Below are 24126 nucleotides of genomic sequence, written 5' to 3' on the forward strand. Positions count from 1 at the left end.
ATGAAGTGGAGCCTCCGGCTGGCCGCCGCGCAGCGTGACATCTGGAAGTCCTCGCAGTTGCAGTCGATGCTCGCCGACGCAGGCCTGATGATCAGCGCTGGGAAGATGTCTAACCTCTGGTCTGGTCAGCCGGTCACGATCCGTCTGGACGACCTCGACGTCATCTGTGAGGTCCTGGGCCGCGAGCCCAATGACCTACTGGTCCCGGAGCCGGAGAAGGCGCGCGCCCAGAGGCCGACGAGCGCTCCCGCACCTGTGGCGGTTGCCGGTGAGCGTCCCAGGATCGAGCGCCGATCCGGCCGTACGGAACCGCCGCTGTGAACCTACGGCCGCGGCCGTGCCAACAGTGCGGCCAGAAGGTCGCGGAGTACGGTCGGACCCGCTGTTTCAAGTGCCTGTATCCCCACCGACTTCACCCGCGGCCGGCTCTCACTCGACGACGTCGACCACCCTCTCGACACTTCACCCGACAGGCCGCCGCGAACTACACGCGCCTGCGGCACGAGCGCTGGCCGCGCACCCGCAACCCTCACTTGTTCATCAGCTCGCAGACCGCTCACACCCGCACCCCGGTCACCATCGGCTGGATGCAGCCCCTGCTGCGTGGCCTCCCGGTCACCGCCCAGCGACTCCGGGAGGACCGGATCCTCGAAGAGGCCGCCGTCACCGGGGCCGACCCACAACATCTGTGCGCGGTCTTCAACATCACTCCAGAGACCGGACTGCGCTACATCCGCTACTTCCAACGAGGTATGGATCCGCCAACTCACAATCTGCAGAGGTAAGTTGAGCGGCAGTTCACCCCGAACTGTAGGAGCGGATCACGAAACACCGCCAACAGATGCAAACATTCCCGAGTCAGACATACCAGGATCAACAGCAGTAGTCTCTGTCGGCGCTGCCGCCACGCGGATAGGTACTGTCAGACCCCGGGCTTGGCATCCGCTCGTGAACCTCGACTCCCGCCCACCCGACGGCGTAGCCCTGCCGCCCGGCCGCGTGCAGGGACTCGGCCGTTCAGCGGCTCCGGTCGACGCGGTCGACGAAGTCGCTGACCGCGGTGGCGAAGGCGGCGGGCGCCTCCTGCGCGACGAAATGCCCGACGTCCGGGATCGTGACAGCGGTGACGTCGCCGGCGACCTGGCGCATCGTCCGCTCGGTGAAGGGGGCGTTGATGCCGTCGACGGCGAGCACGGGAACGGTCAGCGGCCGCGACTCGGCCAGTGCCCGCATCCGGTCGCCGCCGGTCAGGGAGGAACGGTAGAGCCCCTCGGTGCCGCGCCAGCCGCCCGGCCGCGCGTAGGTGCGGGCGAACTCGTCGAGGTCGGCCTCGGTGACCCCGCCCGGCACCATCGTCATCACCGAGACGGCCCAGTCGAGCATCACTCGCTCGCGGCCGGCCAGGAACAGCTCCGGAATTCCCGGGGCGGCCAGGAATCCCACGTGCCAGAAGCCGCCGTTCCTCACGTCGGCCAGCATCTCCCAGCCGTACCCCGGAAGGGTGGTCTCGACGCCGGTGAAGCTGAGGACGTCGCCGGGGTGCGTGGCCGCGAACGCGAAGACCGGCCCGCCGCTGATGTCCTGGCAGGTCACGTGCACGGGCCCGACGCCGAGGTGGGCGACCAGCCGGTGCAGGTCCTCCGCCATGGTGGCCAAGTCGTGGTCGCCGTCGGCGATGCCGGAGTCGCCGAAGCCGCGCAGGTCGACGGCGAACACCCGGTGGGTGGCGGCGAGCAGCGGGATGACGTCGCGGAAGGCCCACCAGGACTCCGGCCACCCGTGCACCAGCAGGATCGGGGAGCCGGTGTCGCCCGCCGAGACGTAGTGCAACGTGGTGCCGTTGACCTCGGCGGTGTGGTGCGTGACGCCCGCCACGGCGGGCGAGGCGGTCACGAAAGAGCTGGTCATGCGGTGACTCCCAAGATGGACAACCAGGTTGACTCCAGTATTGGTCAACCTGGTTGTCCAGGTCAAGGGAAGATCTAGACTGTGGTCATGTCCTCACGATCCGGCGCCGATCTCGCCCTGCTGCTCCTGGGCAGCTATCGCAATCTGGTGGACGAAGTGGTCCGGGAGCTGGCGACCCGGGGATACCCCGACGCCCGGCCGTCGCACGAGTACGCGATCCGGGCCATCCGATCCGGCGCCGACAGCGCCTCGGACCTGGCCCGCAGACTCGCCATCACCAAGCAGGCCGCGGCGAAGACGATCGCCGCGCTCGTCGAACGCGGGTACGTCGCCACCGAGACCGACCCCGCCGACACCCGCCGCAAGAACATCCGGATCACCGATCACGGGATCGGGCTGATCACCGAGAGCACGGCGATCTTCGACGAGGTGCGGGCCCGCTGGGAAGTGCGTCTGGGCGCCGCCGAACTCGCCGAGCTGGAAACGCAGCTCGCCCAATTCGTCGGCGACTCGCCCATCAACCTCGACGCTCCGGGCTGGGCGGCAGGACAGGAACTGCGCTAGCGGTCAGCCGAGGGTCGTGGTCGGCCGGTCGGCCCCGCTTTCGGGGCCGCCGGAGACATCGCCCAGGGCCGCACCACCTTCGAACAGGTCATCAACGACCCGGACTGCCTGGCTGACCTCCCCGCCATCCAACTGGCCGCCGCCGAGGGCAGAGACCTCGATGGCGAGGCAATCCTCACCATCGTCTGGAACGCCTACCAGAGCGCCACCGGGAACGAACCACCCCGCGACACCTTCACGATCCGCTACCCCGACCTCGACCCCGAGGGGAACTTCGACGACCACGAACGCATCGCCGCCCGACTGCCCCGCATCGCCGCCGTGTACCCAGTTTGACCCATCGGGCAACGATCACCGCCGCACCGGGCAACGATCACCATCTACAGAGAAGCAGGGCAGGTCAGGACCTCTCGGAAACACCCCTACGTGTCTCTCGTCGGTGACGCCTGCGATGTTCACGACGAATGCTGTTGTACCGAGGGCAGACGCTCGGGAACCCGCGCACCGAGGCCGACGCACGGCCGCAGCTGGGAACCCAGAGATGGCATCGGGCCTGCGACGGCCACGACACAGCGCCCCGCTTGCTGGATGAAGGGACGACGACGAGGGCTGGCCTTCACGCAAGTCCCGCCCGAGTTCGGGTCACCGAGCGCTCAGAAATTGCGAACTCAGGCGCTTTCCCAGGCGGGTATGTCGGCGAGTCCACGAGCAGGGAGATCGCATACGCCCACGCCACCGGCAAGCCGATCTCGTTCACCGATCCCGTCTGACCGCGGTCGGTGCCGAGCTGGACCTCGCGCGCCGAGGCGTGGGTCAATGGACCTCCTTGCCACAGCGAGACACACCAGATCGCCGCGCGCCAGATCCGCATGCCCAATGTCCTCTGACATCGAAGTCGGATTGTTTGCCATCGGAGTTGGACTGCTCAGCTTTGCGTTTAACGTGGGCAGGCTTGGTGTTCCTTGATCGACTCGGCGCGTTTGACGGTCTTGCCGACCTCGCGGTGCCTGGCCCGGTGCTTGTCCCTTCTTGAATCTCCCTCAAGCGGACTGGGTCGCGGCCGGTGACCGCGGCCAGGCGTTCCCAGGACGGGGCTGTCTTCGGGGAGTCGGGGTCGCGTAGGTAGCCGCGCAGGAAGCTGGGCTTGAGGAAGTTCGCGGTGGCCAGGCGCTCTACGAACGCTGTGCGTCCCTCGCCGGCTCGGGGCCGGGGCTGGATGGGGAATTGTCTGATCGGAATGGTGCGGCGGGATGCGCTGATCACCATTTGTCCCGCGCGTCGATCAGCAGCCGGGGTGATTCTGCGGCGACGTCGAGTGGGACAGCCTCCAGGCTGTTCTGGGTGATCTGCTCGGTGCCGGTGAGGACGGCGTCGATCGCGGCTCCGCGGATCTGGTGGGAGAGAGCGCCGATCATGCCTCCGCTCCGTTTGTGCAGGAGGCGATCGATCTTGACCAGCGTTCCGGGAGCGTGTCGGTGCAGCAGCAGCGTCTTCTCCATAGTGCTGACCAGCCCTGTCCTGTCATGCGGCTGTGGTTCTGGATGCCGGTGGGTTGTGTCAGTCGAAGGCGGTGTGGTTGACGCTCCGCAGGTCTTGAACATTGGTTCGACACGCACGCGGCCCCGACGTCGGTGGAGGACGCCCGGCCGGCCCCCTGCACGTGCTCAAGATCAGTGAGGAACCGGGCGAGGTCGCGCAGACCCTGCACGACGCCCTCGGCCGTCAGCTTCAGCGACCTCTCCATCGCGGCCCGCAACGAAGCCCCGATCCCCAAGGGCCACCTGGTGATCCTCACCAGCGACGGCGTCCACGACCAGATGGACCCCACCGTCCTCAACACCCTCGTTCACACGCACCACAACGACGCCCAAGCACTCGCCGACGCCCTGATCGCCGCACCGGAACCCGTCCAACGTGACTTCCTGCCGAGGAGTTGAAGGAGAAGTGGTGCGGCGACATCACATGCGTGAGGGTCCCGAACGAGTGATCACGTGCGTGGCAGCGTTCGAGGCCAGAGCATCACAACACGCTCAGTTGTAGTTCCGGTGGCAGCGGGTATGGGCCCGGGCCCTTGAGGGTTCGGTGGATGGGCGTGGTCACTGTGTGCCGCAGTCCGGGCAGTCCGGACACAGTCTGGGTCAGGTAGCGGTACAAGAGTTGCGCCGACTCCACCTGGATGCTCGCGTACAGGTTCGTCGCGCCGGTCACCGCCGCGGCGAAGGACACCTCGGGATGCGCCGCCAGGGCCTCGCCTGCCTCGACCAGCCGCGCGGGGTCGATCTCCAGCCAGAGCGCGATCCTGAGCTTTCGGTGCAGGACGTCGGGGTGGTAGTCCACGTCGAAGTACAGCACGCCTTCGGCGTGTAGATCGTTGATGCGGCGGCGCACTGTGGACTCGGACAGCTTGGTGGCCGCGGCCAGTTCACCCACCGGGGCCCTTCCGTCGCGGGCCAGCAGGTCGAGCAGCAGTCGGTCGCGGTCGTCCAGCACGACGGGTTCCGATCCGGCTGTCCACCCGCCGTCCGGTGGCCGCGGGGTCAGCGCGGCGACCTGCGCGTCGGTCAGCGGTCCGCTCTTGTTGATGAAGCCGAGGTCCTGGCCGAAGAACACATGCAGGACGCAGTGCGCGGAGACGTCGACCACCCGGGGGGTGCGGGGCAGCTTCTGCACCAGGAAGGGCTCCTCCAGGCCGGGGCCGCGGGTGCGAACCGCGGCCATCGTCTCCGTTCCCCCCGAGGTGAGGTTGACCCAGGTGGTGTCCGTGCGTCGGGCCAGTGCCGAGCCGATGGAGGCGGATGCGTCCGGAGTGCACCGCACGCGCACGAACCATGACAGGTCCCCCAGCCGGAACGGGTCGGTCAGACCCAGCACGCGCAGTTTCCCGGTGGTGCGCAGGCGGGTAAAGCGGCGAGCCGCGGTCTGGTCGGAGACGCCGAGCACGGCCGCGATCTCGGTGAAGGAGGCGCGGCCGTTGAGCTGGAGGGCGTGTGCCAGGGCCAGGTCTTCATCGGTGAGGTAGTGCCCCACACGGTCGGGACTGTCGAGATACGTCTTCACAGCATCGATTCTAGGGAATACGTGCAAATTTGGCCGTGCGAGTTATCTGATCGCGCACACGCCGTCAACAGTGGTCGAGGACCGGGGCTTCGGTCCGTTCCCCGATCCCTGAATGGAGATGACGACATGCGTAAGTGGGGACCGCTCATAGCGGTCTGTCTCGGCGCGTGCATCCTGCTGGTGGACGTCACCATCGTGAACGTGGCGCTGCCCAGCATGGCCCGTGACCTCGGCGCGTCCTTCGCGTCGCTGCAGTGGGTCATCGACGCCTACGCGCTGGCTCTGGCGGCGCTGCTGCTCGCCGCCGGCGCTTTCGCCGACCGCTATGGGCACCGGCGAGCCTATGTGGGCGGGCTCGCACTGTTCGCCGTGGCCTCGCTCGTGTGCGGCTTCGCTCCCGATACCGGCGTGCTCATCGCAGCCCGGGCTGTGCAGGGTATCGGCGGAGCCGCCATGTTCGCCACCGCTCCCGCTCTGCTGCTCGCCTCCTACCAGGGGCCGGACCGCGGTACGGCCTTCGGGCTGTGGGGTGCGACCAACGGGGCCGCAGCGGCGGCGGGTCCGCTGCTGGGCGGCGTCCTGACGCAGCGCATCAGCTGGCCCGTGATCTTCTGGATCAACCTGCCCGTCGCGGTCGTAGCCATCGTTCTGACCCGGCGCTTGATGGCTGCCGACCGGCCGGCCGCGGTCGGCCGGAAGAACCGCATCGACCTCCCCGGGGCCGCGACCTTCAGCGTGGCCGCCGGCGCCCTCGTTTACGGACTCATCCGCGGGTCCGACGACGGCCGGGGCTCGCCTGGCACCCTTGTCTCCTACGCTGTCGCCGCGCTCGCCCTCGTGGCCTTCGTGGTGGTGGAACACCGCACGGCCCACCGCGGCGAAACCCCGATACTGGACCTGGCGCTGCTGCGCAACGCCTCCTTCGCCGGGCTGTTGACCGGCGGGCTTCTCCTGCAGGCCAGCGCCTTCGGCTGCCTAGCGCTCGTGTCGCTGTGGCTGCAGTCCCTGGCCGGACTCGCTCCCATCGGGGCGGGACTCGCTCTGACCCCGCTCGCGGCCGCGTCGTTCCTCGTCTCGGCTGTGACCGGCCGGCACATCCAGCGGCTCTCCCCGCGCCTGCCCATCGGGCTGGGTCTGCTGCTGGTGGCGGCGGGCATGCTCCTGCTGCGCGCCGGCATGTCGGAGGGCGCGAGCGCGACATCGCTCACCTGGGGGCTGGTCGTCACCGGTCTCGGGGTAGGCCTGGGCACGCCCGTCCTTGTCTCCGCCGCCACCTCCGCCGTGCCGCGGCAGCGCGCCGGCATGGCGGGCGGAGCCATCAACACGGCGCGCCAACTGGGCATGACCCTGGCCATCGCGGTCCTCGGCGCCGTCTTCGCGAGCGATGTTGCCACCACGCTGACAGACGGCGAGCTGCCGCACGCCGCCGACGCCGCCGACGCCTTGGCCTCGGGCCAGGCGAACGAGGTGATCGCCTCCGCACCGGCCGGGCACCGCGAGGCGGTGGCGGACCTCGCCCACCAGGCTTTCGCCGCTGGTCTTGACCGCGTCTTCCTCCTCTCGGCCCTGGCCGCGGCCGTCGGCGCCGTGGCCGTACTGCTCCTGGTCCGTACGGCACCCGGCTCCGGCCGTACCTCCGAGGCCGCAGGCAAGGTATCCACCCCTGCGCGGACGTGACGCCAACGCCGGGACCGGCGGGAACGAGGGCGCAGCCCACGGCTCCGGAACTGGTGGGGGACAGGACGGCGAGGGCGCGGGCGCGGTCGCCGCCCGCGAGCTGCCGGGCTCCGGCGACGGGCTGACGCCACGGCGAAAAGGCCACGGATGCGCTGCGCGAAGTTGTCTGGCGTACTCACACGTTGCGCCCTGAGTCGATCTTCGTCACCTCACCCGTTCAACGTCGAGAAATCGAAAGAACACCACCGTCTCGTACGTGATCGCGCCGTGTCCCGGTCTCATGTCGGAGGAACTCAAACCTCCGCCGGGCCGGCAGGAATCACTCACGGCAGTCATGACGAAAGGAAGTGCGAAATGGGAAACGTAGTGCTGGTCCACGGTGCTTGGAGTGACGGCTCGATCTGGCAGGAGGTCATAGGCCACCTGCACGAACAGGGCCATCAAGCACTGGCCGTCCAGTTGCCGATGACCTCACTCGCGGACGACATCGCCTGGACCCGTCGGCACATCGACGCGCTGGAAGGACCGGTCACCCTCGTCGGACACTCCTACGGCGGCACCGTCATCTCCGGCGCGGCACTTGAGCATCCCAAGGTCAACTCCTTGGTCTTCGTGGCCGGCTACGTGCCTGGCGAGGGGGAGACCATCGGCATGCTGAGCGACAAGGGTGCCGAGATGCCAGGCCGCGTGGCCTTGCGGTTCGCTGCGGACGGCTGGTCGGACGTGGACCCGGAACTGTTCGGTGACGCACTCGCCCACGACCTGCCGCCCCGCCTTGCCCGGAGCCTGGCCGCCATGCAGAAGCCGACCCATGGAGCCTGCCTGGCGGCTCCGGCCTCTGCGGGCGCCTGGCACGACCTCCCCTGCGGCTACGTGCTCAGTGCCCACGACCGGATCCTCGATCCGCAACTGCAGCGATGGTTCGCCACACGTGCCGGAGCCGTCGTCACCGAGCTCCCCAGCAGCCACCTCTCGCCACTGTCGCATCCCGAGGGAGTGGCCGCGGCAATCTCGGCGATGCTTCGGCCCGAAGAGGATTCCGCAAGCTGATCCGAGCTGCGGCCCTGCCCGTCTATTCCCAGCGTGCCGGCTCGGGGCATGTCCGGTCCCGCGCGCCCGAAGCGGTCTGAGCGAGGCGGGGTACGCCGCGCTCAGACCGGCGGCATCGGCGGGATCCGCCGGCAGCCGTGCCCCGCCTGGCCCTACGTCACCGCCCTGGATCCACTGGACGCCCCGGGACGAGCTGTGCGTCGAGGGACTGCCGGGCGGTCGAGGCGCGGGCGTAGCCGAGGCGGACGTGTCCGACCGGTTCGGCGCCGGCGCTCACCGGCCGGGGCAGCTCCGTCCACACCGACCCCGGTTTCCGTACGGCGGGGGTCGGCACGCTGAGGGTCTTGGCGAGTTGAGAAGCTGCGTCTGAACCTCTTTCCACAGGTGGCAGGGCCTCCCTGGGCGTTCGGGAGCTGCGTCGCGGAGCGTTGAAGCGGGCCCCGTGCGTCGGTCTCCGTTGCAGCGGGGGACGTGCCGGGGCCCGCTTCTAGTGATCGTTGGTCAGGTGTTGCAGCTGGTTCCGGTGGTGGGGTTGGTGCAGCTGTTGTGGCCGGGTCCGCCGTCGTTGGTGTTGGTACCGGTACCGCCGTTGAGAGCGTCGTTGCCGGGGCCGCCGTCGTTGGCGTCGTTGCCGGCGGCGCCGGACAGGGAGTCGTTGCCGCTGGCGCCGATAAGGGTGTCGTTGCCGTTGCCGCCGGTGAGGGAGTCGTTGCCGTTCCCACCCTCGACGCGGTCGTTGCCGTCACCGCCGGTGAGGGTGTCGTTGCCGTCGGCGCCGCAGATCAGGTCGTTGCCGCCGCGCCCGTCGACCACGTCGTTCCCGGCGAGCGCGAAGATCACGTCGTCGCCGGGGGTGCCGGTCAGGACGTCGTTGCGGTTGGTGCCGGTGATGGTGGCCGTGGCGGTCGCGCAGGTCGCCGGGGCCAATTCGTAGGTGATGGTGACCTGGGCCGACCCGGTGGCGGGTCCGGGGGTACCACCGACCGGGACGAGGTTCGACCCGCCACCGCCACCACCAGGACCTGCCGTGCCATCGCTGTTGATTTGGCCGCAGCCGCCGCCTCCGCCGCCTCCGAACCAGCCGCCTCCGCCGCCGCCTCCCCCGAAGCCGGTTCCGCCGGTGCCGCCGGCGCCGGCCGTACCGGCGGTGCCGGCGGTCGTTGGGTTCTGCGAGCATGCGGCTCCGCCGGTGCCGCCGGTGGTCTGGGTACCTCCGCCACCGCCGCCGCCGCCCTGCGGTCTGTCGCCGCCGTCGCCTCCGGTGTTGCCGGCGTCCCCGCCGGTGGCCTCGGGGACCTGGAAGTCGCCGATGGCGGAACCGTAGCCGCCGCCGCCTCCGCCGCCGGCGACGATGAGGCGGGGGTCAATGCCGGGGCTGCCGGTCAGGGTGCAGCCGGAGGCGGCCGAGCTGCAGGTGCGGACGTCGCTGGAACCGCCGCCGACGCCGCCCACGAAGTTTCCGGTGACTGGTCCGCCTCCGGTGTTGACGTTCACGAACAGGGTGGTGCCCGGGGTGGCGGTCAGGGCGCCGGTGACGGTTGCACCGCTCCCGCCTGTGCCACCGTTGGGCGCGTTCTGGCCTGCGGCGCCGGTGGCGGTGACGGTCAGCTGAGTGACGCCGGCCGGGACGGTGAAGGGCTGGTTGGCACCTGCGTTGAAGGTGACGGTCACGGGCGCCGCCGCGGCGGGCGTGGCCGTGGGCACCACCAGCAGCGCTGCCGGCAGAACCGCCGTGGCGAGCAGGAGAGCAGCACGCCGGACCGGGCGCCGCGGCCGCCCACCCCCGGCACCGCGTGGGAATACCTCATGTTGCAAGATCAGTGTCACGATCGGTGCTCCTCGGCAAGGGCCGCGGCACCCAGGACGCGCCACGGACGTCGGCTGATACTCCGGCCCCTGCGCGGGACCGCCCGACGATCAAGCCACACCCCTCCGGTCCGGCCCCCGGAACACACCGTCACACGCGCCGAGATCCATCGACCAGCCGCAGCCCGTACCCGAGTCGGCGCCCACCCCGCCTCGTATGGCGCGTCGGGCCCTCTGCCGAACTGCCGGCACCAGCGACCAGCGTGCCCGCCAGGCACTCACCTTGCACCGCCCCGAGCAGTACATCGCGTTCGATCGCCGGTCCCACCCGGCGATCCACCGGGCTCCGCACACGGTGCACTCCGTCACGCCGGCGCCGTCCCTCACCGCTGCGAGCCGCTTGCGCAACCTCCGCTGGCGACGCCATGACCTGGAACGACAAGCCGACGAGCAGAACACGGCCTTCGGGGAGGATCGGAACGATCAGTAGTGACGCCTGGAGCCGAGCCTGGCGGACAAGGCCGCGTACTCCTTCGTCTGCACCGCTCCTTGCGCCGCCGCGACGTCTACGCCCGGCGCGGTGGCCGGCGGGGCGACCCGCGGGCCAAGCTCCTGGGCGGGATCGCTGGGAGAGTGCTCAGCCCCCGGACCCACCAGACGACGCCGACACCCGAAGCCTCGCCGACTGGCTGACGAAACAACGCGCCGCCCGGCGCAACGGCCAGCTGACCGACAAGCAGATCGCCGCCCTGGACGAACTCGGGATGGACGGGGATCCCCTGGGGTCCCGTTGGCAGCAAGCCCTCCAGGCCGCGCGCGGCTACCACCGCGAGCACGGGCACCTGCGGCCCGGCACAACGTCCACGGCGCACTCAGGCCGCGGGCCGCGAACAGCACCTCCAACCTTCGGCGACGCTCCCGATAGGGCAGGTTCAGCAGCTCGGTGTCGTCGGCCTGGAGAAGGTCGAAGACGATGAAGCAGGCGGGGGTTCGAGCCGCCCGGCCGCCGGCGCCGCGGGCGCGGGCGGCGGCCCGGCGCTGGAGCGCCTCGAAGGACAACCGCGTGCCCGGCGCGAGACCGCTTCGATCTTGTACTCCTCATTGCCACGGGCTGGACGGTGGGTTCCGGCCCGGCGGCGGTGTGGCCTCGCGGCCGGCCGGCGTTCCTGACCTCGGAAGGCCGCGGACGCCATCAGCATGGGCCGTGGTGCTGCGCGAGTGCGTTCTCCCGCAGGTTGAGTTCCTTGCGGAGGGTCTGGGTGAACCATGTGCCGTAGCGGTCGCCCAGGAAGGGTGCTGAGGCGCCGTGGAGGATGATGCTCAGGCCGACGGTCACGGCGATGACCTCGCTCAGCAGGGTGCTCCCGGGCAGGTGTTCTTCCAGGGCGAGCAGGCCGAACACCAGGGATGCGAGCCCGCGGGGGCCGAACCAGCCGATGTAGGCGACGGAGGCGGGGCGCAGGCCGGTGCCGGCCAGGGCGAGTGCGACGGGCAGCATTCGGATGACGGTCAGGCTGAGCAGTGCGTAGAGGGCCATGCGCCAGCTGAGGTGCTGGAGGGTGGGTCCCAGGATGACGGCGCCGAAGACGAGGAAGCTGAGGGAGGCGAGGAGGAGGCCGAGTCGTTCGGTGAACGTGGTGTTCTGCGCGGGGTCAGAGTCCTGGCCGGGGATGCCGAGGTCGGTGGGGGTGCGGCGCAGGTGGATGCCGAAGGCCAGGCCGGCGACCCAGGCGCCGATGAAGCCGCTGCCCTCCACCACGGCGCACAGGACGTAGGCGATGAGCGGGACGGCGAGTACCAGGAACTGCCGCCAGTCGGAGCTGCTCCACCCGCGGGCGAGCGACCAGCGCAGCAGGCTCGCCCCGACCCAGCCGGCCGCGATTCCGATCGCGCCGCTCAGCAGCAGGGCGCGCAGGAAGGTCTCGGCGACGCCGGGATGGCCGTGGCCCTCGCCCGCCGCCGCGAGGGCCAGGACGAAGAAGGGGAGGGCCAGGCCGTCGTTCAGGCCGGATTCGATGGTCAGGCCGCCGCGGACCAGCGGGGGCACCCGCTTGTTGGAGAATGCCTGCTGCCCGAGTGCGGCGTCCGTCGGCGCGAGGATGACGGCGACCAGGGCCAGTTCCCACATGCCCAGGCCGGGCAGGAGCGGCCAGGCCGCCAGCCAGCCCAGAGCCATCGTGGCCGGCAGGCCGATCGCGAGCAGTCGCAGCGGCAGGAACTCCTCCCGGCGCAGGTCCCGGGCCTTGATCCCGGCCGCGTCCGCGAACAGCAGGAGCACCAGTGCGCTTTCCAGGAGCGTCCGCGTGACCTCGGGATCCTTCGCCCGGTCCAGCAGGTCCAGGCCGAGCGGGCCGATCGCCACCCCGACGAGCATGAACACCAGCGGTCCCGAGAGCACTGTGGTCGACAAGCGGCGTGAGAGCGCCCCGTAGCCGACGACCACAGCCCCGGCGGCCACGACGGCCCAGCCGTTCATCAGTACCCCTTCGCACCCTGCCTCACGCAGACAGGCGGAGTCCGACCCTAGGGCGGCGCCGGTCAGTCCTGTGGGAACCGTGCTCCGTACGTGCCCGGTTCGGCCCGGTCGGCCCAACGCGGGCGCACCGAAAGGGATGAGGCGCGCCGCCCCCGGACGCTGCGCGGGGCGACCGGTACGGGCACGGGCTGCGGGCGGTCCTCAGTCGACGGGTTCCACGGTGGGGAAGGTCCAGGTGCCGTCGAGGATTTCGGGGCGTGGCCGGTAGAACCGGACGGTGTAGTTCCAGCCGTCCATGAGGTGCAGGCGGTTGGGCCGGCCGTCGGCGCACCCTCCGAGGTTGATGATCACCGAGCCGTCCGGCTCCTTTTGGACGTTGGCCTGGTTGATGACGCAGCCGCCCTCGCTGCTGTCCTCGAAGTAGCCCTCGGCGTTGTAGAGGGAGATCGACCAGAAGCCGTCGACGGGTACGTCTGCGACCACGATGCGGTGTCCCGACGGGCAGGCCAGGCTCGACCGTCAGGTAGAGTGCCTCGTCCTCGGGGAGGCCGGCCCAGCCCCTCGTAGCGCCGATGAGGTGTCGTACGGGTCGGTCCCCCGGTGTCAAGCCCGCCGACTGCGAGGGCCGGGTCGACCACAACCGCGCCCTGAACTGGAACACGGTCGCATCCGCCCGCTGCGGTGCGAGCGCAGCGAGACGAGCGGATCACGGGGCCGCCCGGGTGTAGACCATGGCGACGGCCAGTCCGTGGGCTGGTCAGTCGATCGCGAGTTCCTCTGCGGGCAGTCGTCCCGTTTGCACCGCGTCGACGAGGGCCTGGTGGTCGCGCTCGTTCTGGTCGGCGTACGCCTCCGCGAACGCTACGAGGGCTCGATCGAAGGAGTCGCCGCTGCCAAGATAGGAGGCGATCGCGATTCGGTCGCCGGATCGTGCGTGCGCGCGGGCCAGGGTGATGCCGCAGAGGCCGCCGAACGTTTCCAGCTGCCGGGGCGACATCGTCTCCGGCAGGGCGATGCCCTTCCAGTCGCGCAGCTGGCGGATGTAGAAGTCGCGACGCTTGCCGTCGATCCCCTCAACGCGTTCCCAGCCGAGGAACATGTCGCTCGTCGCCTGCATCAGCCGCTGTCCCGCAACGACGCGCTCGCCCTGGTTGCGGTACTGGCTCGGCCCTACGTGCTCGGCGAGCACGGAGGTGTCGGCCTCCTTGGCCTGCAGGAACAACGGGTCCCCGCCGTTCCGTCCCAGAAGCAGGATGATCCAGCACCGGGTGCCGACGCTGCCGACCCCGACCACCTTGCGGGCGACGTCCGACAGCTGGTAATCCTCCAGCAGGTGGCGCCGGTCGGAGGGCAGAGTGATCCCGTACCGTTCGACGAGTCCCCTGAACTGACGCTCCAGCGCGGTGCGCTCGGCGTCCGGCATCAGGTCGGAGATCGGCACCAGCAGCGGGGGGTCCGCCGTGATCAGCGGCCGGCCGTCGACCAGGTGCGTGAGCTTGTCGAAGACCTGGAGGGTGTCGCGCGAGCGGGCCTTCGCAAGGGCGCGCTCCAGCTTCTCCCGGCCCTTCTTGTGGAGTTGGCCCGTGGTCAGGGCTGAGAGACGGTCGGCGTCGATCTTCGTGTACCAGACGTCGAGGTTGCCCATGCCGGCGAAGTCGTTCATTGCTTCGCGGTACGCGCGCACGGTGCGGCTCACGATGCGGGCGCGCTCGGAGTCGTCGAAGCCGTTCGCTCGGGCTGCGATGACGAAACTCGCCGACAGGCGTTTGACGTCCCATTCCCAGGGGCCCGGCAAGGTCTCGTCGAAGTCGTTGATGTCGAACATCAGCTCCCGCTCGGGCGAGGCCAGGAGCCGGAAGTTCAGCAGGTGAGCGTCGCCGCACAGCTGGGCGGAGATTCCAGAGTCGGGGCTGCCGGCCAGGTCGGAGGCCATGATCGCGGCGGCGCCCCGGTAGAACCGGAACGGGGACTCGGTCATCCGGCTGTATCGGAGCGGCACCAGTTCCGCCACCCGGGTCTCGGACTGGGCCTCCAGGATTTTCAGCGGGTCTCGTCGGTTCGGTGGGGGCTGGTACACCGCGTGCCCCGACCGTGGCGAGCGGCGCCGGGCCGCCTTGCCGAGTTCCGCGCGCTCCTCGGGCGTGGCGCGAAGCGACGCTCGCATCGCTGTAGTCGCATGCTGCGGCATCCAAGGCCCTCCTGCCTGGCTCTGCGGCCGTGGGATCGCCGGCGTTCGGGGGCCGGCCCCGATCAGGCCGTGAGGACCTTGGCCTTGGCCTGTTGGAACTCGGCCTCGGTGATCTCGCCTCGGTTTTTGAGTTCGGCGAGCTGGGACAGTTCCTCAGCTTGGCTGCCGGTCCCGCCACTCTGGCGAACGTAGGACCGGAACTCCTCCTCGTTCCGCTGGGCCCGCTTCAAGTCGCGTTCGCCCATTCCGCGCCCGCGGGCGATCAGGTAGACGAACACGCCCAGGAAGGGCAGCAGGATCACGAAGACGGTCCATCCTGACTTGCCCCAGCCGCCCAGCTCGTCGTCTCGGAAGATGTCGCCGATGATGCGGAAGAGCAGGAAGAACCAGAGCACCCAGAGAAAGATCATCAACATGGTCCAGAACATGTTCAGCAGCGGATAGTCCACTGCCAGGTTCAGGATCGAGTCCTTCATGGCCGGTCTCCTGTCGGTTGTGACGGGGGCGCGTGACAACGCGACGCCGCGTCATACCGGTTCTGGGGTGAAGGGACACAGCTCGTCGGCTCCGGCCCGTACGACGCCGTAGCTGCTCTCGGGTACCTCGTTCCAGGCGCCGGGCAGATCCCCGAGGGGTTCGGACACCACCAGGCGGGTTTCGTCGGACACGTCCTGCAGGAAGGTGATTTCGGGGTGCAGCTTGCGCAGCGAGTCCACCCGGCTGCTGTAGAAGAGCGACCGTGAGGCGCCCTGGCTGGAGTAGCGAAAGGCCCATACGGTCGTCCCGTCACTGACGGCGACCGTCATCTGCATGGGGTACTCCACGCCGTGTTCGCGGCCGACGCGTTCCACCAGCCCCACCATCTTGGCGACGGCGCCCGGCGGGTCCTGCTCGAGGCCGAAGGTGAGTGCCAGATAGAACATGGTCTCCGAGTCCGTCGTCCCCTCGATCTCGGAGTACAGCACGGGGTCGACGAGCAGGGTGAGGTCCCGCCGCATGGCGTGGAAGCCGGCGACGGAGCCGTTGTGCATCCACATCCAGCGGCCGTGCCGGAACGGGTGACAGTTCGTCTGCTGCACCGCCGTACCCGTCGACGCCCGGATGTGGGCGAAGAACAACGGGGAAGTGACGTGGTCCGCGAGCTCTCGCAGGTTGCGGTTGTTCCAGGCGGGGCCGACGTCCCGCATGAGCGCGGGGGTGCCGTCGCTGCCCTCCGGGTACCATCCGACGCCGAAACCGTCACCGTTCGTCGTCTCGACACCCAGCTTGGAGTGCAGGCTCTGATCGATCAGCGAGTGTGCCGGCTTGTAGAGGATGGTGTCGAGCAGTTGGGGTGTTCCCGAGTAAGCGAGCCACCGGCACATGAATGATCACCTGTTTTCCTCACCTGAACGCCCCGGGACCTTCGGAGTCTGCAATGAGCCCGCCGGTCATCTCGCCGCCGCCGCCCTCCGCCGCCCTGCCGGGCGAGCGTGCTGAGAACGGAGGGGCGCTTTCGCCGTGCTCTGGGCGAGGCCCTGCCCGCTGATCGGGTGGCTCTTACTCCGGCCCACCTCATCTTCTCGTGCTTCGCCGCGCACTGCCATGCGGCGCCGATCGGACGGCACCCTGGCGTGCGCCACTCGCCACGACAGGGAACGGCGCCCCGTAACCAAGCCGGTCGGCCTTGCGTGCCCACCGGAACCGTCCGGCGCCGCACTACACCGAGCAGGTCCAACGCGCCTTGATCCTCAATCCGGCAGACTGCCGGCTCCTGCGGTGATCAGGTCACGGACCGCCGGCAGGCCGGCTTCGGCCAGGGCGCGGCGCTGACGGTCGGCCGACGTTCCCCGCTGGAGCAGCCGGTGGACGAGCGAGGTCACCTCGCGGTGATCACCGTGCTCTTCGAGGGCGGGGCCGATGTACCCAAGGAGCGCGCACAGCACGTCCCCGCTGCTCCGTAGACGGCCCGTCGGGTCCACCAGCGTGCTGCCCAGTCCGTGTCTGGCCGCGTGCCACGTCGCGGCCTGTAGGAGCTCCGGTCGACACGGCGCGAGAGCGACTCCGGCCTTCTCCTCGGCGACCGCGGTGGCGGCGAGCCCGCGCACGACACCGGCGAGCATCACCGCGTCATCCGCCTCCAGCTGCACGTCACAGCAGCGCACCTCAACCGTCGGATAGCGTTCGGACAGCCGGGCGTGCCAGTACAGCTGCCCCCGGTCCGCGATCACCCCCGGTTCCACCAGCGCATCGGCTCGCGCCTCGTAGTCCGCGAGCCCCGCGAAGTGCGGTGGCGGGCCGCTGACCGGCCAACGGCCGAAAATGATCGTGCGCCAACTGGCGAACCCGGTGTCCCGCCCGTCCCACAGGGGCCCGTTCGCGGACATCGCCAACAACGTCGGAAGCCAGACCCGCAGCCGGTTCAGAACGGCCACCCCGGTCTCACGATCGGGCATCCCCACATGGACGTGCATCCCGCAGATCAGCTGCTCATCGACAAGCAATCGGGCCTCTTGCTGCATCTTCACGTACCTTGCCGTGCGGGTGATGGGTACGGGCGAGGCGGTCCTGACCGGCGCGGTGGCAGAGATGGCGATGCGGCAGCCGTTCGCCTGCGCGGCGGCGGCAACCGCCTGGCGCAACCGCAGGAGATGGCCTCCCACCTCCACGAGGTCCGTGCACACAGGGGTGGCGACTTCGATCTGAGCCTGCAGCAGCTCGTCCTGGACCTCTTGCTCTTCCGCGATGGGTGCCAGGCGGGCCGTGGCACGCACCTGCTGCACGAGCGGGATAGGAAGGAGTGTCTCCGGGTCGACCAACAAATACTCCTCTTCGACCCCAACAGTGATCATGCTGGGTGGTACCCCGCACCAGATGTGATCACCCAGGGGAAGGGCGATTGCCACACGATGAGGCGCAAACCAGTGCGACCGACCTCCCCGCCACCGGAACTTCGGGTACGTGATCAGCAGGCCGTCCCGCGCGCCCATCACGTCGGCTCGGGCATCACCGAGGCGACCGAACGGCAAACCCCTGAGCTGGCCATCTTCGGACACTCGCCGCGCCATCTCCGCTCGTCCGTCTACCCGGCCCTCGCCCGGCGGCCGCGGTCGGCCGGATCGACCGTCGCACCGTCCGCCCGCCCACTGCTCCACTCCGAATGCTCGGGCAGCGGCTCGGGGATCCATTCGCCCACGTAGGTCTCTCGCCGGGCCCGTGCCGAGCCGAGCAGGTTGAGGCAGATGCGGGCCGCGACTGTCGTCAGCCAGGCGCCGGGTTTCTCGATGGCGTCCTGCTGCTGCGGGGACATGGCGTACCAGCGGGCGTAGGTCTCCTGGACGGCGTCCTCGGCCTCGGCGAGGGAACCCAGGAGTCGGTAGGCGAGATTGATCAGTTGGCGCCGCTCGCTCATGATCGCGTCCAGGCCCGGATCGGGCCCGCCGTGTCCTGGCTCGGATCGGGTGCTCATGGTGCCGACGGCTCCCTTCGTCGCATCTGCTCTGCCCTTACCGGTTCGACAATGCGGCGCACCGGAATGTGAGGCGGCGCCCGGCCTCACATTCCGCGTGGCTGTGTTGTCGAGCTGCTGAGACGAACACATCACCCCAACGGACAGGGAGCTCATCATGACGACCTCAATGTCGGCAACGCTGTTCGCCGCCCCGGCGCCCGCGCAGCGTCTGGAGCGGACGGCCGCTGCGCTGATCGCCCACGGCTTCAGCGTGGAGATCCTCGACGACGTCGCCACCGCGCGTACCGGTATCAATGAGTTGATACCCGACGGCGCCAGTGTGTTCACCGGGGCCAGCGAGACCCTCCGCCTGTCCGGCATCGCCGAGGACATCAACGCCGGCGGGCGATACGACGCCATCAGGCCCCGCGTCCTGGCCATGGACCGCGCCACGCAGATGGACGAGATACGGCAGCTGACCGCCGGCCCCGATGTCATCGTGAGAAGCGTCCACGCGGTCACCGAAACCGGCTCCCTCGTGATCGCTTCGGGCAGTGGAAGCCAGCTGCCCGGCAATGCCGGCGGCGCCGCCCGCGCGATCTGGGTCGTCGGGGCGCAGAAGGTGGTGCCCGACTTGAGCACCGCGCTGCGGCGTGTCGAAGACCACTGCCTTCCGCTGGAGAGCGCCCGCGCCCAGGAAGCCTACGGGCGTCCCAGCGCCGTCAACCGGCTTCTCATCCTCTACGCGGAACACCAGCCCGGGCGCGGCACCGTCCTGCTGCTCCGCGAAGCCATCGGCTTCTGACCGCCAGGCGGGTCGGCGGTGGCCGGTTGAACTCCCCCGTCGGTGCTGTTTGCCGGGGAGCTGTCGTCCGAGCGCGGGCTGACTCCCAATCAGCAGACGGGTCTGAGCTTATGGCACAGGCGGGCTGTCCTGGTGCAGCCCTGGGCCTCCGCCCGGGGTTGCACCTCACCGAGACGAGGACACCCAAGAGGTCCCCAGCCGACGGTCGATAGGACTGCCGGTCAATCAAGAAGCAGAACGCTGTTCCCCTAGGGGTCGTCATGCTCATGGCCGCGGCGGATTTGGTTCACGACGTCGCCGGTGCAGTCCGTCCCCTTGAACACGATCAGTTCAGCGTTCGTGAGGTTAAGGATCCAGCCGGAGTCGCTGAGGTCCTTCGGGATCTGCACGCACCCGGACGGGGTTCCGGAACTCCTGGAATTTCAGAGAAAGCCTTCCGCTGGCAGCCTGGGCAGAGGCGGGCACCGCTACCCCGAACGCCAGCGTGCCAGCCAGGACACCCAGCGACATGAAAAGTCTGCGCATCATTGATCTCTCATCCGGTCCGGGGCCTCGGGACACGGGCTCCCCCTGGCTGCGGACGCGAAGGTCCGCGCGGAGAAGCAAGGCGTCATCGCCGCGGGGGAGAAGGCCGAACAGAAGCTGACGCTGGCGCTGCGCAGCCGGCTGACTGCCCCGATCAGCGCGCGGGCGCTGCCGCGGGTGTGGATTGCGACGGTCCTCGGATCGATTCCCCCAGCGGCAAGGACCAGAAGGACGACCCGCTTGCGGTCCTCGATGTCGACGGTGACCAGGTCATGGAGGGGACCCTCACTCACTCGGGACTCGGGGCGCCCCAGCTGCCCCCCCCAGGATTCCGACCCGCTGATTGTGCTGACCACCGCAGCCGCTGGCCGCTACGGAACAGGAGCAGCGACCGGGGCGCAGTTCAGTCGCTTGCTTGAGTCGCTTCAAGAAACCGCAGGTCAGAAGCTAATCACTCCCGGATGTAGCGACTGAAGTGACTCAACTTCAGGTATATGACGACATTCCTGTGTGCGCGTGTGCGTCATATATAGGGAGCTTCAGTCGCTACTTGGTTGGTTGGCCCAAGAACTTCAGAGGACCGGGCACCTCCCGGGCCCGCATATTCCTGCCCCGCGCCCGGTACCGCCCCGCGCGCGGCAAGCCGTACTCGCCGCGGGAGGCGGCCAAGACAAAACCAGCCGCCTCCTGACGGCCCTCCTCGCGGAAGTCGCAGCCTGCGCCCAGGTCGCGGAAGGAGCCGGCTGCACCGAGAAATGGACGCCTGCGGGGACCGTTCAGTTGCGCGCCCCGGGCTGGTCGAACGTCACTGTCTGCGAGGCGGCGCTGGGGCCGCGGGGGTGGTGAACGCGCCCGTGCCGGCGACGGCCGCGACGGCTACTGCAACATTGAGCAGACGCCGTCGACGGGCGCCCTTCAGCTACTTGTTCATACCGGCGAAACGATCTCCGACAACGGGGGTAAGGGGCAGGGCGGCTGAGCTGACATCAGGGCCTGCGAGCACGCCCGCCCGGTGTGGGGCCGGAAGTACGTCGAGCCGTCCTGGCCGCCCACCGCCTGCTGCGGCTTTCTGGCCGTGGGGCGTCACCAGGAGGGCTTGGGAACGTTGTTGAGGCGAGCGTCCGGCACGTCTCCGCTGTGCGTGGAGGGGGTGCTGGGCGTGCTTCTTGCGCTCCGAGTCGAGGATTGATGATGATCAAGGTTTCCCGGATGGCGGCTGCCGCCGTCCTCGCTGTCGGTGTGCTGTGTGTTCCCGCGTACGCGGCGTCGGCACAGCCCCCCACCACTACTGCTGATCTTTCTGACGGGTCGTCCTGTGACGGCTACGCTCACGGCGACCTCATTGCGGACCCGGATGACCCGACTCGCTTCTACCACTGCTCGTGGGGCGTGGCGCATTCGAAGCAGTGTCCGGAACCGCTCCACTTCAACCCGGACTTGAAGGTCTGCGACTGGCCCGAGGACGCCGGGAATCCGGCAGCCGGCAAGGCCTGACGCCCGCGCGTCCGCCCGAGCTCTGACGGCCCCGTGACGCGGAGGATCTCTTCCCTGCCAAGCCGCTGCCGGCTCGGCAGGGCCAGAACCCCCGCGCTCGGGCGGACACCCGATGTGGCGCAGATCGCACGAAGGGTGGGGGGTACGGGGTGCTTCGCGCCACTGTGGTGGTTCCTGGCCGTTGTGCTGGGAGTCTGTGATCACTGATGCTCCGTGCTGCGCCGCTAGGCCCGTGAAAGGGGACGCGCGCATGTCTGAGACCCTCGCAGGTCATGGTCACCGAGCAGCCCGCTGTCGCCGACAGCCGGGACATCCTGGTCCAGGCCATCGGAGCCGAGGCTCAGCACGTCGCGGACACGTTCCCCGGGCAGGTGGCCGCGGCACTGGAGCAGCTCGCCCGCGCCTATGCCCTGGTCGCCGGTCCTGCCGCAGTCGAGCCGGCTCTTCGGTGGCCGCCGGCCTGCTGGCCGGCGTTCTGGAGAGGCTCGGCAGACCAGAGGAGGCCGGCCTGTGGCACCAGCGGGTTGACGTGCTGCGGGTCCGTGAGCGTGCGAGGGAGCTTCCGGAACGCTGAGCCGACAGTCATCGCGTGCGAGGCCTGATCCGGGGATCGTGGACAACTCACCGCGGGGACGAATGCCCGAACCGCCGGCCGTGATCCTTCGGCTCCGCGTCGGCTCGCTTCGGCGGATCGGCGGCGAGGAAGGGAGCAAGGAGCGTGAACAGTGCGTCGGGGCGGTCGAGGGGGATGATGTGGCCGCAGTCCTGGAGGTGGTGTCCGACCAGGTCATCGGCTATGGGGCGGAGTTGGCGTTCGAGTCCGGTGCCGACGGGGTGAGAGCCGACGGCCATGGTGGGCATGGTCAGCCGAGCCGTCGCGGCGGCGTCCTGGAGCTGCTGTGCGCTGGTGGGCAGGGCCCGGTAATAGGAGAACGCGCAGCGAAGGGCCTCGCTTCCGGTGTACGCGTGGACGAAGGCCGCGCGGATGTCGTCGGGTACTCCTCGCCCGAGCGTCCCCGAGTCGAGGAAGAAGTCGATGTACGGGGCTTCGTTGCGGGCCAGGACGGTCTCGGCGAGGCCGGGGACGGCGTGGAAGCCGAACCACCACGGGGCGCCGTCCGCGACGATGTGTTCTGCTCCGGGCAGGCGGCCGAGCAGTGCTTCCATCACGACCAGGCGCCGGACGAGGCCGGGGCGGCGCAGCGCGAGCAGGACGGCGGGGGCGGTGCCCGCGTCGATGCCGACCACCGCTGCCGAGGGCTCGTCGAGTGCGTCGAGCAGCCCTTCGGCGTCGGCGGCGAGGGTGCCTGCGTCGTATCCCTCGACGGCACGTGCGCTGGCACCAAAGCCTCGCAGGTCCGGGGCGATGACCCGGTACTGCCTGGCCAGTTGCCCCATGATGCCGCTCCAGACTTGCCAGGTGTGCGGGAAGCCGTGCAGCAGGAGAACAGCAGGTCCGTCCCCGGCGATTGCGACGTTGAGTTGGACGCCGTTCGTCGTGATGCGGCGCAGTTGGTGTGCGGTGGTGGCGGGCATGACGGCTCCTCCGGCTGGTTACCATTGGTTACCAACAAACGATAGGTAACTGTCTGACGGCTGCCTAGACGGCACTTTCAGGGAAGGTGGTGAGCCACAGGTGACCACCCCGGGAGCCCGGGCCGCCGGTCGCGGGGTACGCGGTGATCTGTTCGATCCCCACTGCCCGACGCGGCAGTTGCTGGACCGCATCGGTACGAAGTGGACGTCCATGGCCGTCAAGACGCTCGCCGATGCCGCACCGGACGAGGTGCGCTTCGCGGAGCTCAGACGCCGGATGCCCGGCGTCTCGCAGAAGATGCTGTCCGTGACGCTGCGAAGCCTGACCCGCGACGGGCTGGTGTCGCGCCGGGTCGAACCGACCGTGCCGCCTCGGGTCTTCTACCGACTCACCAGACTCGGGCTGTCCCTGGAAGCCGCGCTTGCGGGGCTTCGGACCTGGGCGGAGGAGCACATGGCCGAGATCGACCGCGCCAACCAAGCCAACGACCAAGGGGGCGATGAGGGATAGGCAGGCCGGTTCCGCGTCCAGTACTGGTGGCTCACGCCGGGCCGCCGGTTGGTTGGCGGGCCGGCGCCGTGGCGCACGCCTTCCTCGACGAGGCTGCCAAGGAAGGCATCCGCCCCACAACCGCCGGGTCCGGCGCGAGGACGGTGCTGTTACGGCTGCGGTGCCAGCCGGCGGACAAGCGCCCGCCCCCTCTGCGGAGCTTGAACTCGGCCGTTGCGGTACTGCGGAGTTGCTGTGTCCGTGAGCCCGCTCCCACGGAGGCCACGCTGTCCTGCACCGCTGGCACCCACGCGGGCAGGGACATCTGCTTACGCCGACTCCGAACCTCATTCTGAAACCATCGGTTACTGACCCTGAAGTCGTCTTGTCGTGGGGGCTGACGGTTGGTGATCGTCGCGGTATGCCGGAGGTATGAGGTATCCGCAGGGTGGGGGTCTGACCGCGGAGAGGCAAGCGTTCCGCGAGGGGGTCCGGATGGAAGCGGTCGCCATGTTCGCTGACGGACGAGGCAGTACGGAGATCGCGAAGGAGTTACGGGTCAGCGCTCGGTCGGTTCAGCGGTGGAGGCGGTCCTGTTCGAAGACGAGGCGGGATTCTCGATGACGCCGCCGACCTCCCGCACGTGGGGCAGACGCGGATCCACCCCAGTCATCCGGGTCCGGGGCCGTTCCCAGCGCCGTTTCTCCGTGGCGGCCCTGTGTTGCTACCGGCCCGGCGAGCTTCGCCTGGACCGAGTACCGCGACTCCTCATCGCCGCCCACCAGCAGCTCGACGGACCCATCGTCCTCATATGGGACAACCTGAACGTCCACCAAGACCGCGGCATGCGGGCCTTCATCGACGCACAGGACTGGATCACCGCCTACCACCTGCCGCCTTACGCACCCGACCTCAACCCCGTCGAAGGCATCTGGTCAGTACTCCGCCGGACCACCCAGGCCAACACCGACTTCACCGACCCCGACGACCTCATCCGCCGGCTACGGCACGGCCTCCGCCAAACCCAATACCGCAGCCACATCATCGACGGATGCCTCACCGGGACCGGTCTCACACTGACGACATCACGCCTGCAATCTCAGTAGTGGGGACGGGCTCG

The 24126-nt window shown here is 69.3% G+C and carries 25 protein-coding genes and 3 pseudogenes; 14 read left to right on the forward strand and 14 right to left on the reverse strand.

The window, feature by feature from the left end:
- Together OG906_RS38040 and OG906_RS38045 are read left to right on the forward strand one after the other, a co-directional pair.
- Positions 1 to 321 (forward strand): helix-turn-helix domain-containing protein, encoded by a 321-nt coding sequence (locus OG906_RS38040; protein ID WP_329448868.1) that lies wholly within the window; start codon positions 1 to 3, stop codon positions 319 to 321.
- A gap of 212 nt (positions 322 to 533) precedes the next feature.
- The gene (locus OG906_RS38045; protein ID WP_329448869.1) at positions 534 to 785 is read left to right on the forward strand and encodes a hypothetical protein; all 252 of its coding nucleotides are present in this window, start codon (positions 534 to 536) and stop codon (positions 783 to 785) included.
- Between the two features lie 232 nt (positions 786 to 1017).
- Here OG906_RS38045 and OG906_RS38050 read toward each other — a convergent pair whose 3' ends face one another.
- Positions 1018 to 1908 (reverse strand): alpha/beta fold hydrolase, encoded by an 891-nt coding sequence (locus tag OG906_RS38050; protein ID WP_329448870.1) that lies wholly within the window; start codon positions 1906 to 1908, stop codon positions 1018 to 1020.
- 87 nt (positions 1909 to 1995) lie between these two features.
- On the opposite strand from OG906_RS38050, the gene OG906_RS38055 reads away from it, so the two are divergent.
- The 3 genes from OG906_RS38055 to OG906_RS43770 all read left to right on the forward strand — a co-directional run bounded on the left by OG906_RS38055 (position 1996) and on the right by OG906_RS43770 (position 3242).
- Positions 1996 to 2472 (forward strand): MarR family winged helix-turn-helix transcriptional regulator, encoded by a 477-nt coding sequence (locus OG906_RS38055; protein ID WP_329448871.1) that lies wholly within the window; start codon positions 1996 to 1998, stop codon positions 2470 to 2472.
- Between the two features lie 108 nt (positions 2473 to 2580).
- Complete coding sequence (locus OG906_RS38060) at positions 2581 to 2808, forward strand: hypothetical protein (RefSeq protein ID WP_329448951.1); 228 nt, start codon at positions 2581 to 2583, stop codon at positions 2806 to 2808.
- A gap of 191 nt (positions 2809 to 2999) precedes the next feature.
- Positions 3000 to 3242: a hypothetical protein gene (locus OG906_RS43770; protein WP_443067501.1), complete on the forward strand. Its 243-nt coding sequence runs from the start codon at positions 3000 to 3002 to the stop codon at positions 3240 to 3242.
- A 489-nt stretch (positions 3243 to 3731) separates the two neighbouring features.
- Here the strand turns inward: OG906_RS43770 and OG906_RS38065 are convergent, their stop codons facing one another.
- Positions 3732 to 3971 carry a hypothetical protein gene (locus tag OG906_RS38065; RefSeq protein WP_329448872.1) on the reverse strand — a complete coding sequence of 80 codons (240 nt, stop codon included), beginning with the start codon at positions 3969 to 3971 and terminating at the stop codon, positions 3732 to 3734.
- A gap of 174 nt (positions 3972 to 4145) precedes the next feature.
- Between OG906_RS38065 and OG906_RS38070 the strand changes: the two genes are divergently transcribed.
- A complete protein-coding gene (locus OG906_RS38070; RefSeq protein WP_329448873.1) occupies positions 4146 to 4409 on the forward strand; it encodes a hypothetical protein in 264 nt (87 codons plus the stop codon).
- An 82-nt stretch (positions 4410 to 4491) separates the two neighbouring features.
- Here the strand turns inward: OG906_RS38070 and OG906_RS38075 are convergent, their stop codons facing one another.
- Positions 4492 to 5529 carry an Lrp/AsnC family transcriptional regulator gene (locus OG906_RS38075; RefSeq protein ID WP_329448874.1) on the reverse strand — a complete coding sequence of 346 codons (1038 nt, stop codon included), beginning with the start codon at positions 5527 to 5529 and terminating at the stop codon, positions 4492 to 4494.
- A 126-nt stretch (positions 5530 to 5655) separates the two neighbouring features.
- Between OG906_RS38075 and OG906_RS38080 the strand changes: the two genes are divergently transcribed.
- On the forward strand, positions 5656 to 7206 hold the full coding sequence (locus OG906_RS38080; protein WP_329448875.1) for an MFS transporter: 1551 nt from the start codon (positions 5656 to 5658) through the stop codon (positions 7204 to 7206).
- A 354-nt stretch (positions 7207 to 7560) separates the two neighbouring features.
- A complete protein-coding gene (locus OG906_RS38085) occupies positions 7561 to 8256 on the forward strand; it encodes an alpha/beta fold hydrolase (RefSeq protein WP_329448876.1) in 696 nt (231 codons plus the stop codon).
- Between the two features lie 157 nt (positions 8257 to 8413).
- Here OG906_RS38085 and OG906_RS38090 read toward each other — a convergent pair whose 3' ends face one another.
- Positions 8414 to 8638, reverse strand: coding sequence for a hypothetical protein (locus OG906_RS38090; protein ID WP_329448877.1), 225 nt, complete (start codon positions 8636 to 8638; stop codon positions 8414 to 8416).
- 119 nt (positions 8639 to 8757) lie between these two features.
- Positions 8758 to 9960 (reverse strand): calcium-binding protein, encoded by a 1203-nt coding sequence (locus OG906_RS38095; protein WP_329448878.1) that lies wholly within the window; start codon positions 9958 to 9960, stop codon positions 8758 to 8760.
- Between the two features lie 527 nt (positions 9961 to 10487).
- Here OG906_RS38095 and OG906_RS43775 point away from each other — a divergent pair.
- The gene (locus OG906_RS43775) at positions 10488 to 11039 is read left to right on the forward strand and encodes a helicase associated domain-containing protein (RefSeq protein ID WP_443067502.1); all 552 of its coding nucleotides are present in this window, start codon (positions 10488 to 10490) and stop codon (positions 11037 to 11039) included.
- Here the strand turns inward: OG906_RS43775 and OG906_RS43780 are convergent.
- From OG906_RS43780 to OG906_RS38135, 8 genes and pseudogenes are all read right to left on the reverse strand, one after another.
- Positions 10963 to 11121: pseudogene (locus OG906_RS43780) on the reverse strand (ATP-dependent DNA ligase); the annotation flags it as partial. The gene OG906_RS43775 and the pseudogene OG906_RS43780 overlap by 77 nt on opposite strands.
- Positions 11122 to 11254: 133 nt before the next feature.
- Positions 11255 to 12538, reverse strand: a complete 1284-nt coding sequence (locus OG906_RS38105; RefSeq protein ID WP_329448880.1) for a cation:proton antiporter — start codon at positions 12536 to 12538, stop codon at positions 11255 to 11257.
- Positions 12539 to 12739: 201 nt separating this feature from the next.
- A complete protein-coding gene (locus tag OG906_RS38110; protein WP_329448881.1) occupies positions 12740 to 13021 on the reverse strand; it encodes a DUF1214 domain-containing protein in 282 nt (93 codons plus the stop codon).
- Between the two features lie 274 nt (positions 13022 to 13295).
- Positions 13296 to 14726 carry a DUF2252 domain-containing protein gene (locus OG906_RS38115; protein WP_329448882.1) on the reverse strand — a complete coding sequence of 477 codons (1431 nt, stop codon included), beginning with the start codon at positions 14724 to 14726 and terminating at the stop codon, positions 13296 to 13298.
- A gap of 62 nt (positions 14727 to 14788) precedes the next feature.
- A complete protein-coding gene (locus tag OG906_RS38120; RefSeq protein WP_329448883.1) occupies positions 14789 to 15202 on the reverse strand; it encodes an SHOCT domain-containing protein in 414 nt (137 codons plus the stop codon).
- A gap of 51 nt (positions 15203 to 15253) precedes the next feature.
- Positions 15254 to 16090 carry a class II glutamine amidotransferase gene (locus OG906_RS38125; RefSeq protein WP_329448884.1) on the reverse strand — a complete coding sequence of 279 codons (837 nt, stop codon included), beginning with the start codon at positions 16088 to 16090 and terminating at the stop codon, positions 15254 to 15256.
- 366 nt (positions 16091 to 16456) lie between these two features.
- Positions 16457 to 17557: a carboxylate-amine ligase gene (locus OG906_RS38130; protein ID WP_329448952.1), complete on the reverse strand. Its 1101-nt coding sequence runs from the start codon at positions 17555 to 17557 to the stop codon at positions 16457 to 16459.
- A gap of 254 nt (positions 17558 to 17811) precedes the next feature.
- Positions 17812 to 18174: pseudogene (locus tag OG906_RS38135) on the reverse strand (sigma factor); the annotation flags it as partial.
- A 157-nt stretch (positions 18175 to 18331) separates the two neighbouring features.
- On the opposite strand from OG906_RS38135, the gene OG906_RS38140 reads away from it, so the two are divergent.
- Complete coding sequence (locus OG906_RS38140) at positions 18332 to 18961, forward strand: LUD domain-containing protein (protein ID WP_329448885.1); 630 nt, start codon at positions 18332 to 18334, stop codon at positions 18959 to 18961.
- A gap of 1713 nt (positions 18962 to 20674) precedes the next feature.
- Positions 20675 to 20980 carry a carbohydrate-binding module family 14 protein gene (locus tag OG906_RS38145; protein ID WP_329448886.1) on the forward strand — a complete coding sequence of 102 codons (306 nt, stop codon included), beginning with the start codon at positions 20675 to 20677 and terminating at the stop codon, positions 20978 to 20980.
- Between the two features lie 621 nt (positions 20981 to 21601).
- Here OG906_RS38145 and OG906_RS38150 read toward each other — a convergent pair.
- The gene (locus OG906_RS38150; protein WP_329448887.1) at positions 21602 to 22516 is read right to left on the reverse strand and encodes an alpha/beta fold hydrolase; all 915 of its coding nucleotides are present in this window, start codon (positions 22514 to 22516) and stop codon (positions 21602 to 21604) included.
- A gap of 100 nt (positions 22517 to 22616) precedes the next feature.
- Between OG906_RS38150 and OG906_RS38155 the strand changes: the two genes are divergently transcribed.
- The 3 genes and pseudogenes from OG906_RS38155 to OG906_RS38165 form a co-directional block, all read left to right on the forward strand.
- Complete coding sequence (locus OG906_RS38155; RefSeq protein ID WP_329448888.1) at positions 22617 to 23027, forward strand: winged helix-turn-helix transcriptional regulator; 411 nt, start codon at positions 22617 to 22619, stop codon at positions 23025 to 23027.
- Positions 23028 to 23516: 489 nt separating this feature from the next.
- Positions 23517 to 23630, forward strand: coding sequence for a helix-turn-helix domain-containing protein (locus tag OG906_RS38160; RefSeq protein WP_329448953.1), 114 nt, complete (start codon positions 23517 to 23519; stop codon positions 23628 to 23630).
- Positions 23597 to 24112 (forward strand): annotated as a pseudogene (locus tag OG906_RS38165) (transposase); the annotation flags it as partial. The gene OG906_RS38160 and the pseudogene OG906_RS38165, both read left to right, overlap by 34 nt.
- Positions 24113 to 24126: the final 14 nt, after the last annotated feature.

The sequence above is a fragment of the Streptomyces sp. NBC_01426 genome (genome assembly GCF_036231985.1).
GTDB lineage: Bacteria > Actinomycetota > Actinomycetes > Streptomycetales > Streptomycetaceae > Streptomyces.

Excerpts from the sequence above, each read along its gene's own strand:
- OG906_RS38115 (WP_329448882.1), bottom strand. The coding sequence starts at position 14,726 with ATGCCGCAGCATGCGACTACAGCGATGCGAGCGTCGCTTCGCGCCACG.
- OG906_RS38065 (WP_329448872.1), bottom strand. The coding sequence starts at position 3,971 with ATGGAGAAGACGCTGCTGCTGCACCGACACGCTCCCGGAACGCTGGTC.
- OG906_RS38080 (WP_329448875.1), top strand. The coding sequence starts at position 5,656 with ATGCGTAAGTGGGGACCGCTCATAGCGGTCTGTCTCGGCGCGTGCATC.
- OG906_RS38145 (WP_329448886.1), top strand. The coding sequence starts at position 20,675 with ATGATGATCAAGGTTTCCCGGATGGCGGCTGCCGCCGTCCTCGCTGTC.
- OG906_RS43775 (WP_443067502.1), top strand. The coding sequence starts at position 10,488 with ATGACCTGGAACGACAAGCCGACGAGCAGAACACGGCCTTCGGGGAGG.
- OG906_RS38140 (WP_329448885.1), top strand. The coding sequence starts at position 18,332 with ATGACGACCTCAATGTCGGCAACGCTGTTCGCCGCCCCGGCGCCCGCG.
- OG906_RS38050 (WP_329448870.1), bottom strand. The coding sequence starts at position 1,908 with ATGACCAGCTCTTTCGTGACCGCCTCGCCCGCCGTGGCGGGCGTCACG.
- OG906_RS38105 (WP_329448880.1), bottom strand. The coding sequence starts at position 12,538 with ATGAACGGCTGGGCCGTCGTGGCCGCCGGGGCTGTGGTCGTCGGCTAC.
- OG906_RS38125 (WP_329448884.1), bottom strand. The coding sequence starts at position 16,090 with ATGTGCCGGTGGCTCGCTTACTCGGGAACACCCCAACTGCTCGACACC.
- OG906_RS38150 (WP_329448887.1), bottom strand. The coding sequence starts at position 22,516 with ATGCCCGCCACCACCGCACACCAACTGCGCCGCATCACGACGAACGGC.
- OG906_RS38040 (WP_329448868.1), top strand. The coding sequence starts at position 1 with ATGAAGTGGAGCCTCCGGCTGGCCGCCGCGCAGCGTGACATCTGGAAG.
- OG906_RS38120 (WP_329448883.1), bottom strand. The coding sequence starts at position 15,202 with ATGAAGGACTCGATCCTGAACCTGGCAGTGGACTATCCGCTGCTGAAC.
- OG906_RS38130 (WP_329448952.1), bottom strand. The coding sequence starts at position 17,557 with ATGATCACTGTTGGGGTCGAAGAGGAGTATTTGTTGGTCGACCCGGAG.
- OG906_RS38160 (WP_329448953.1), top strand. The coding sequence starts at position 23,517 with ATGTTCGCTGACGGACGAGGCAGTACGGAGATCGCGAAGGAGTTACGG.
- OG906_RS38085 (WP_329448876.1), top strand. The coding sequence starts at position 7,561 with ATGGGAAACGTAGTGCTGGTCCACGGTGCTTGGAGTGACGGCTCGATC.
- OG906_RS38055 (WP_329448871.1), top strand. The coding sequence starts at position 1,996 with ATGTCCTCACGATCCGGCGCCGATCTCGCCCTGCTGCTCCTGGGCAGC.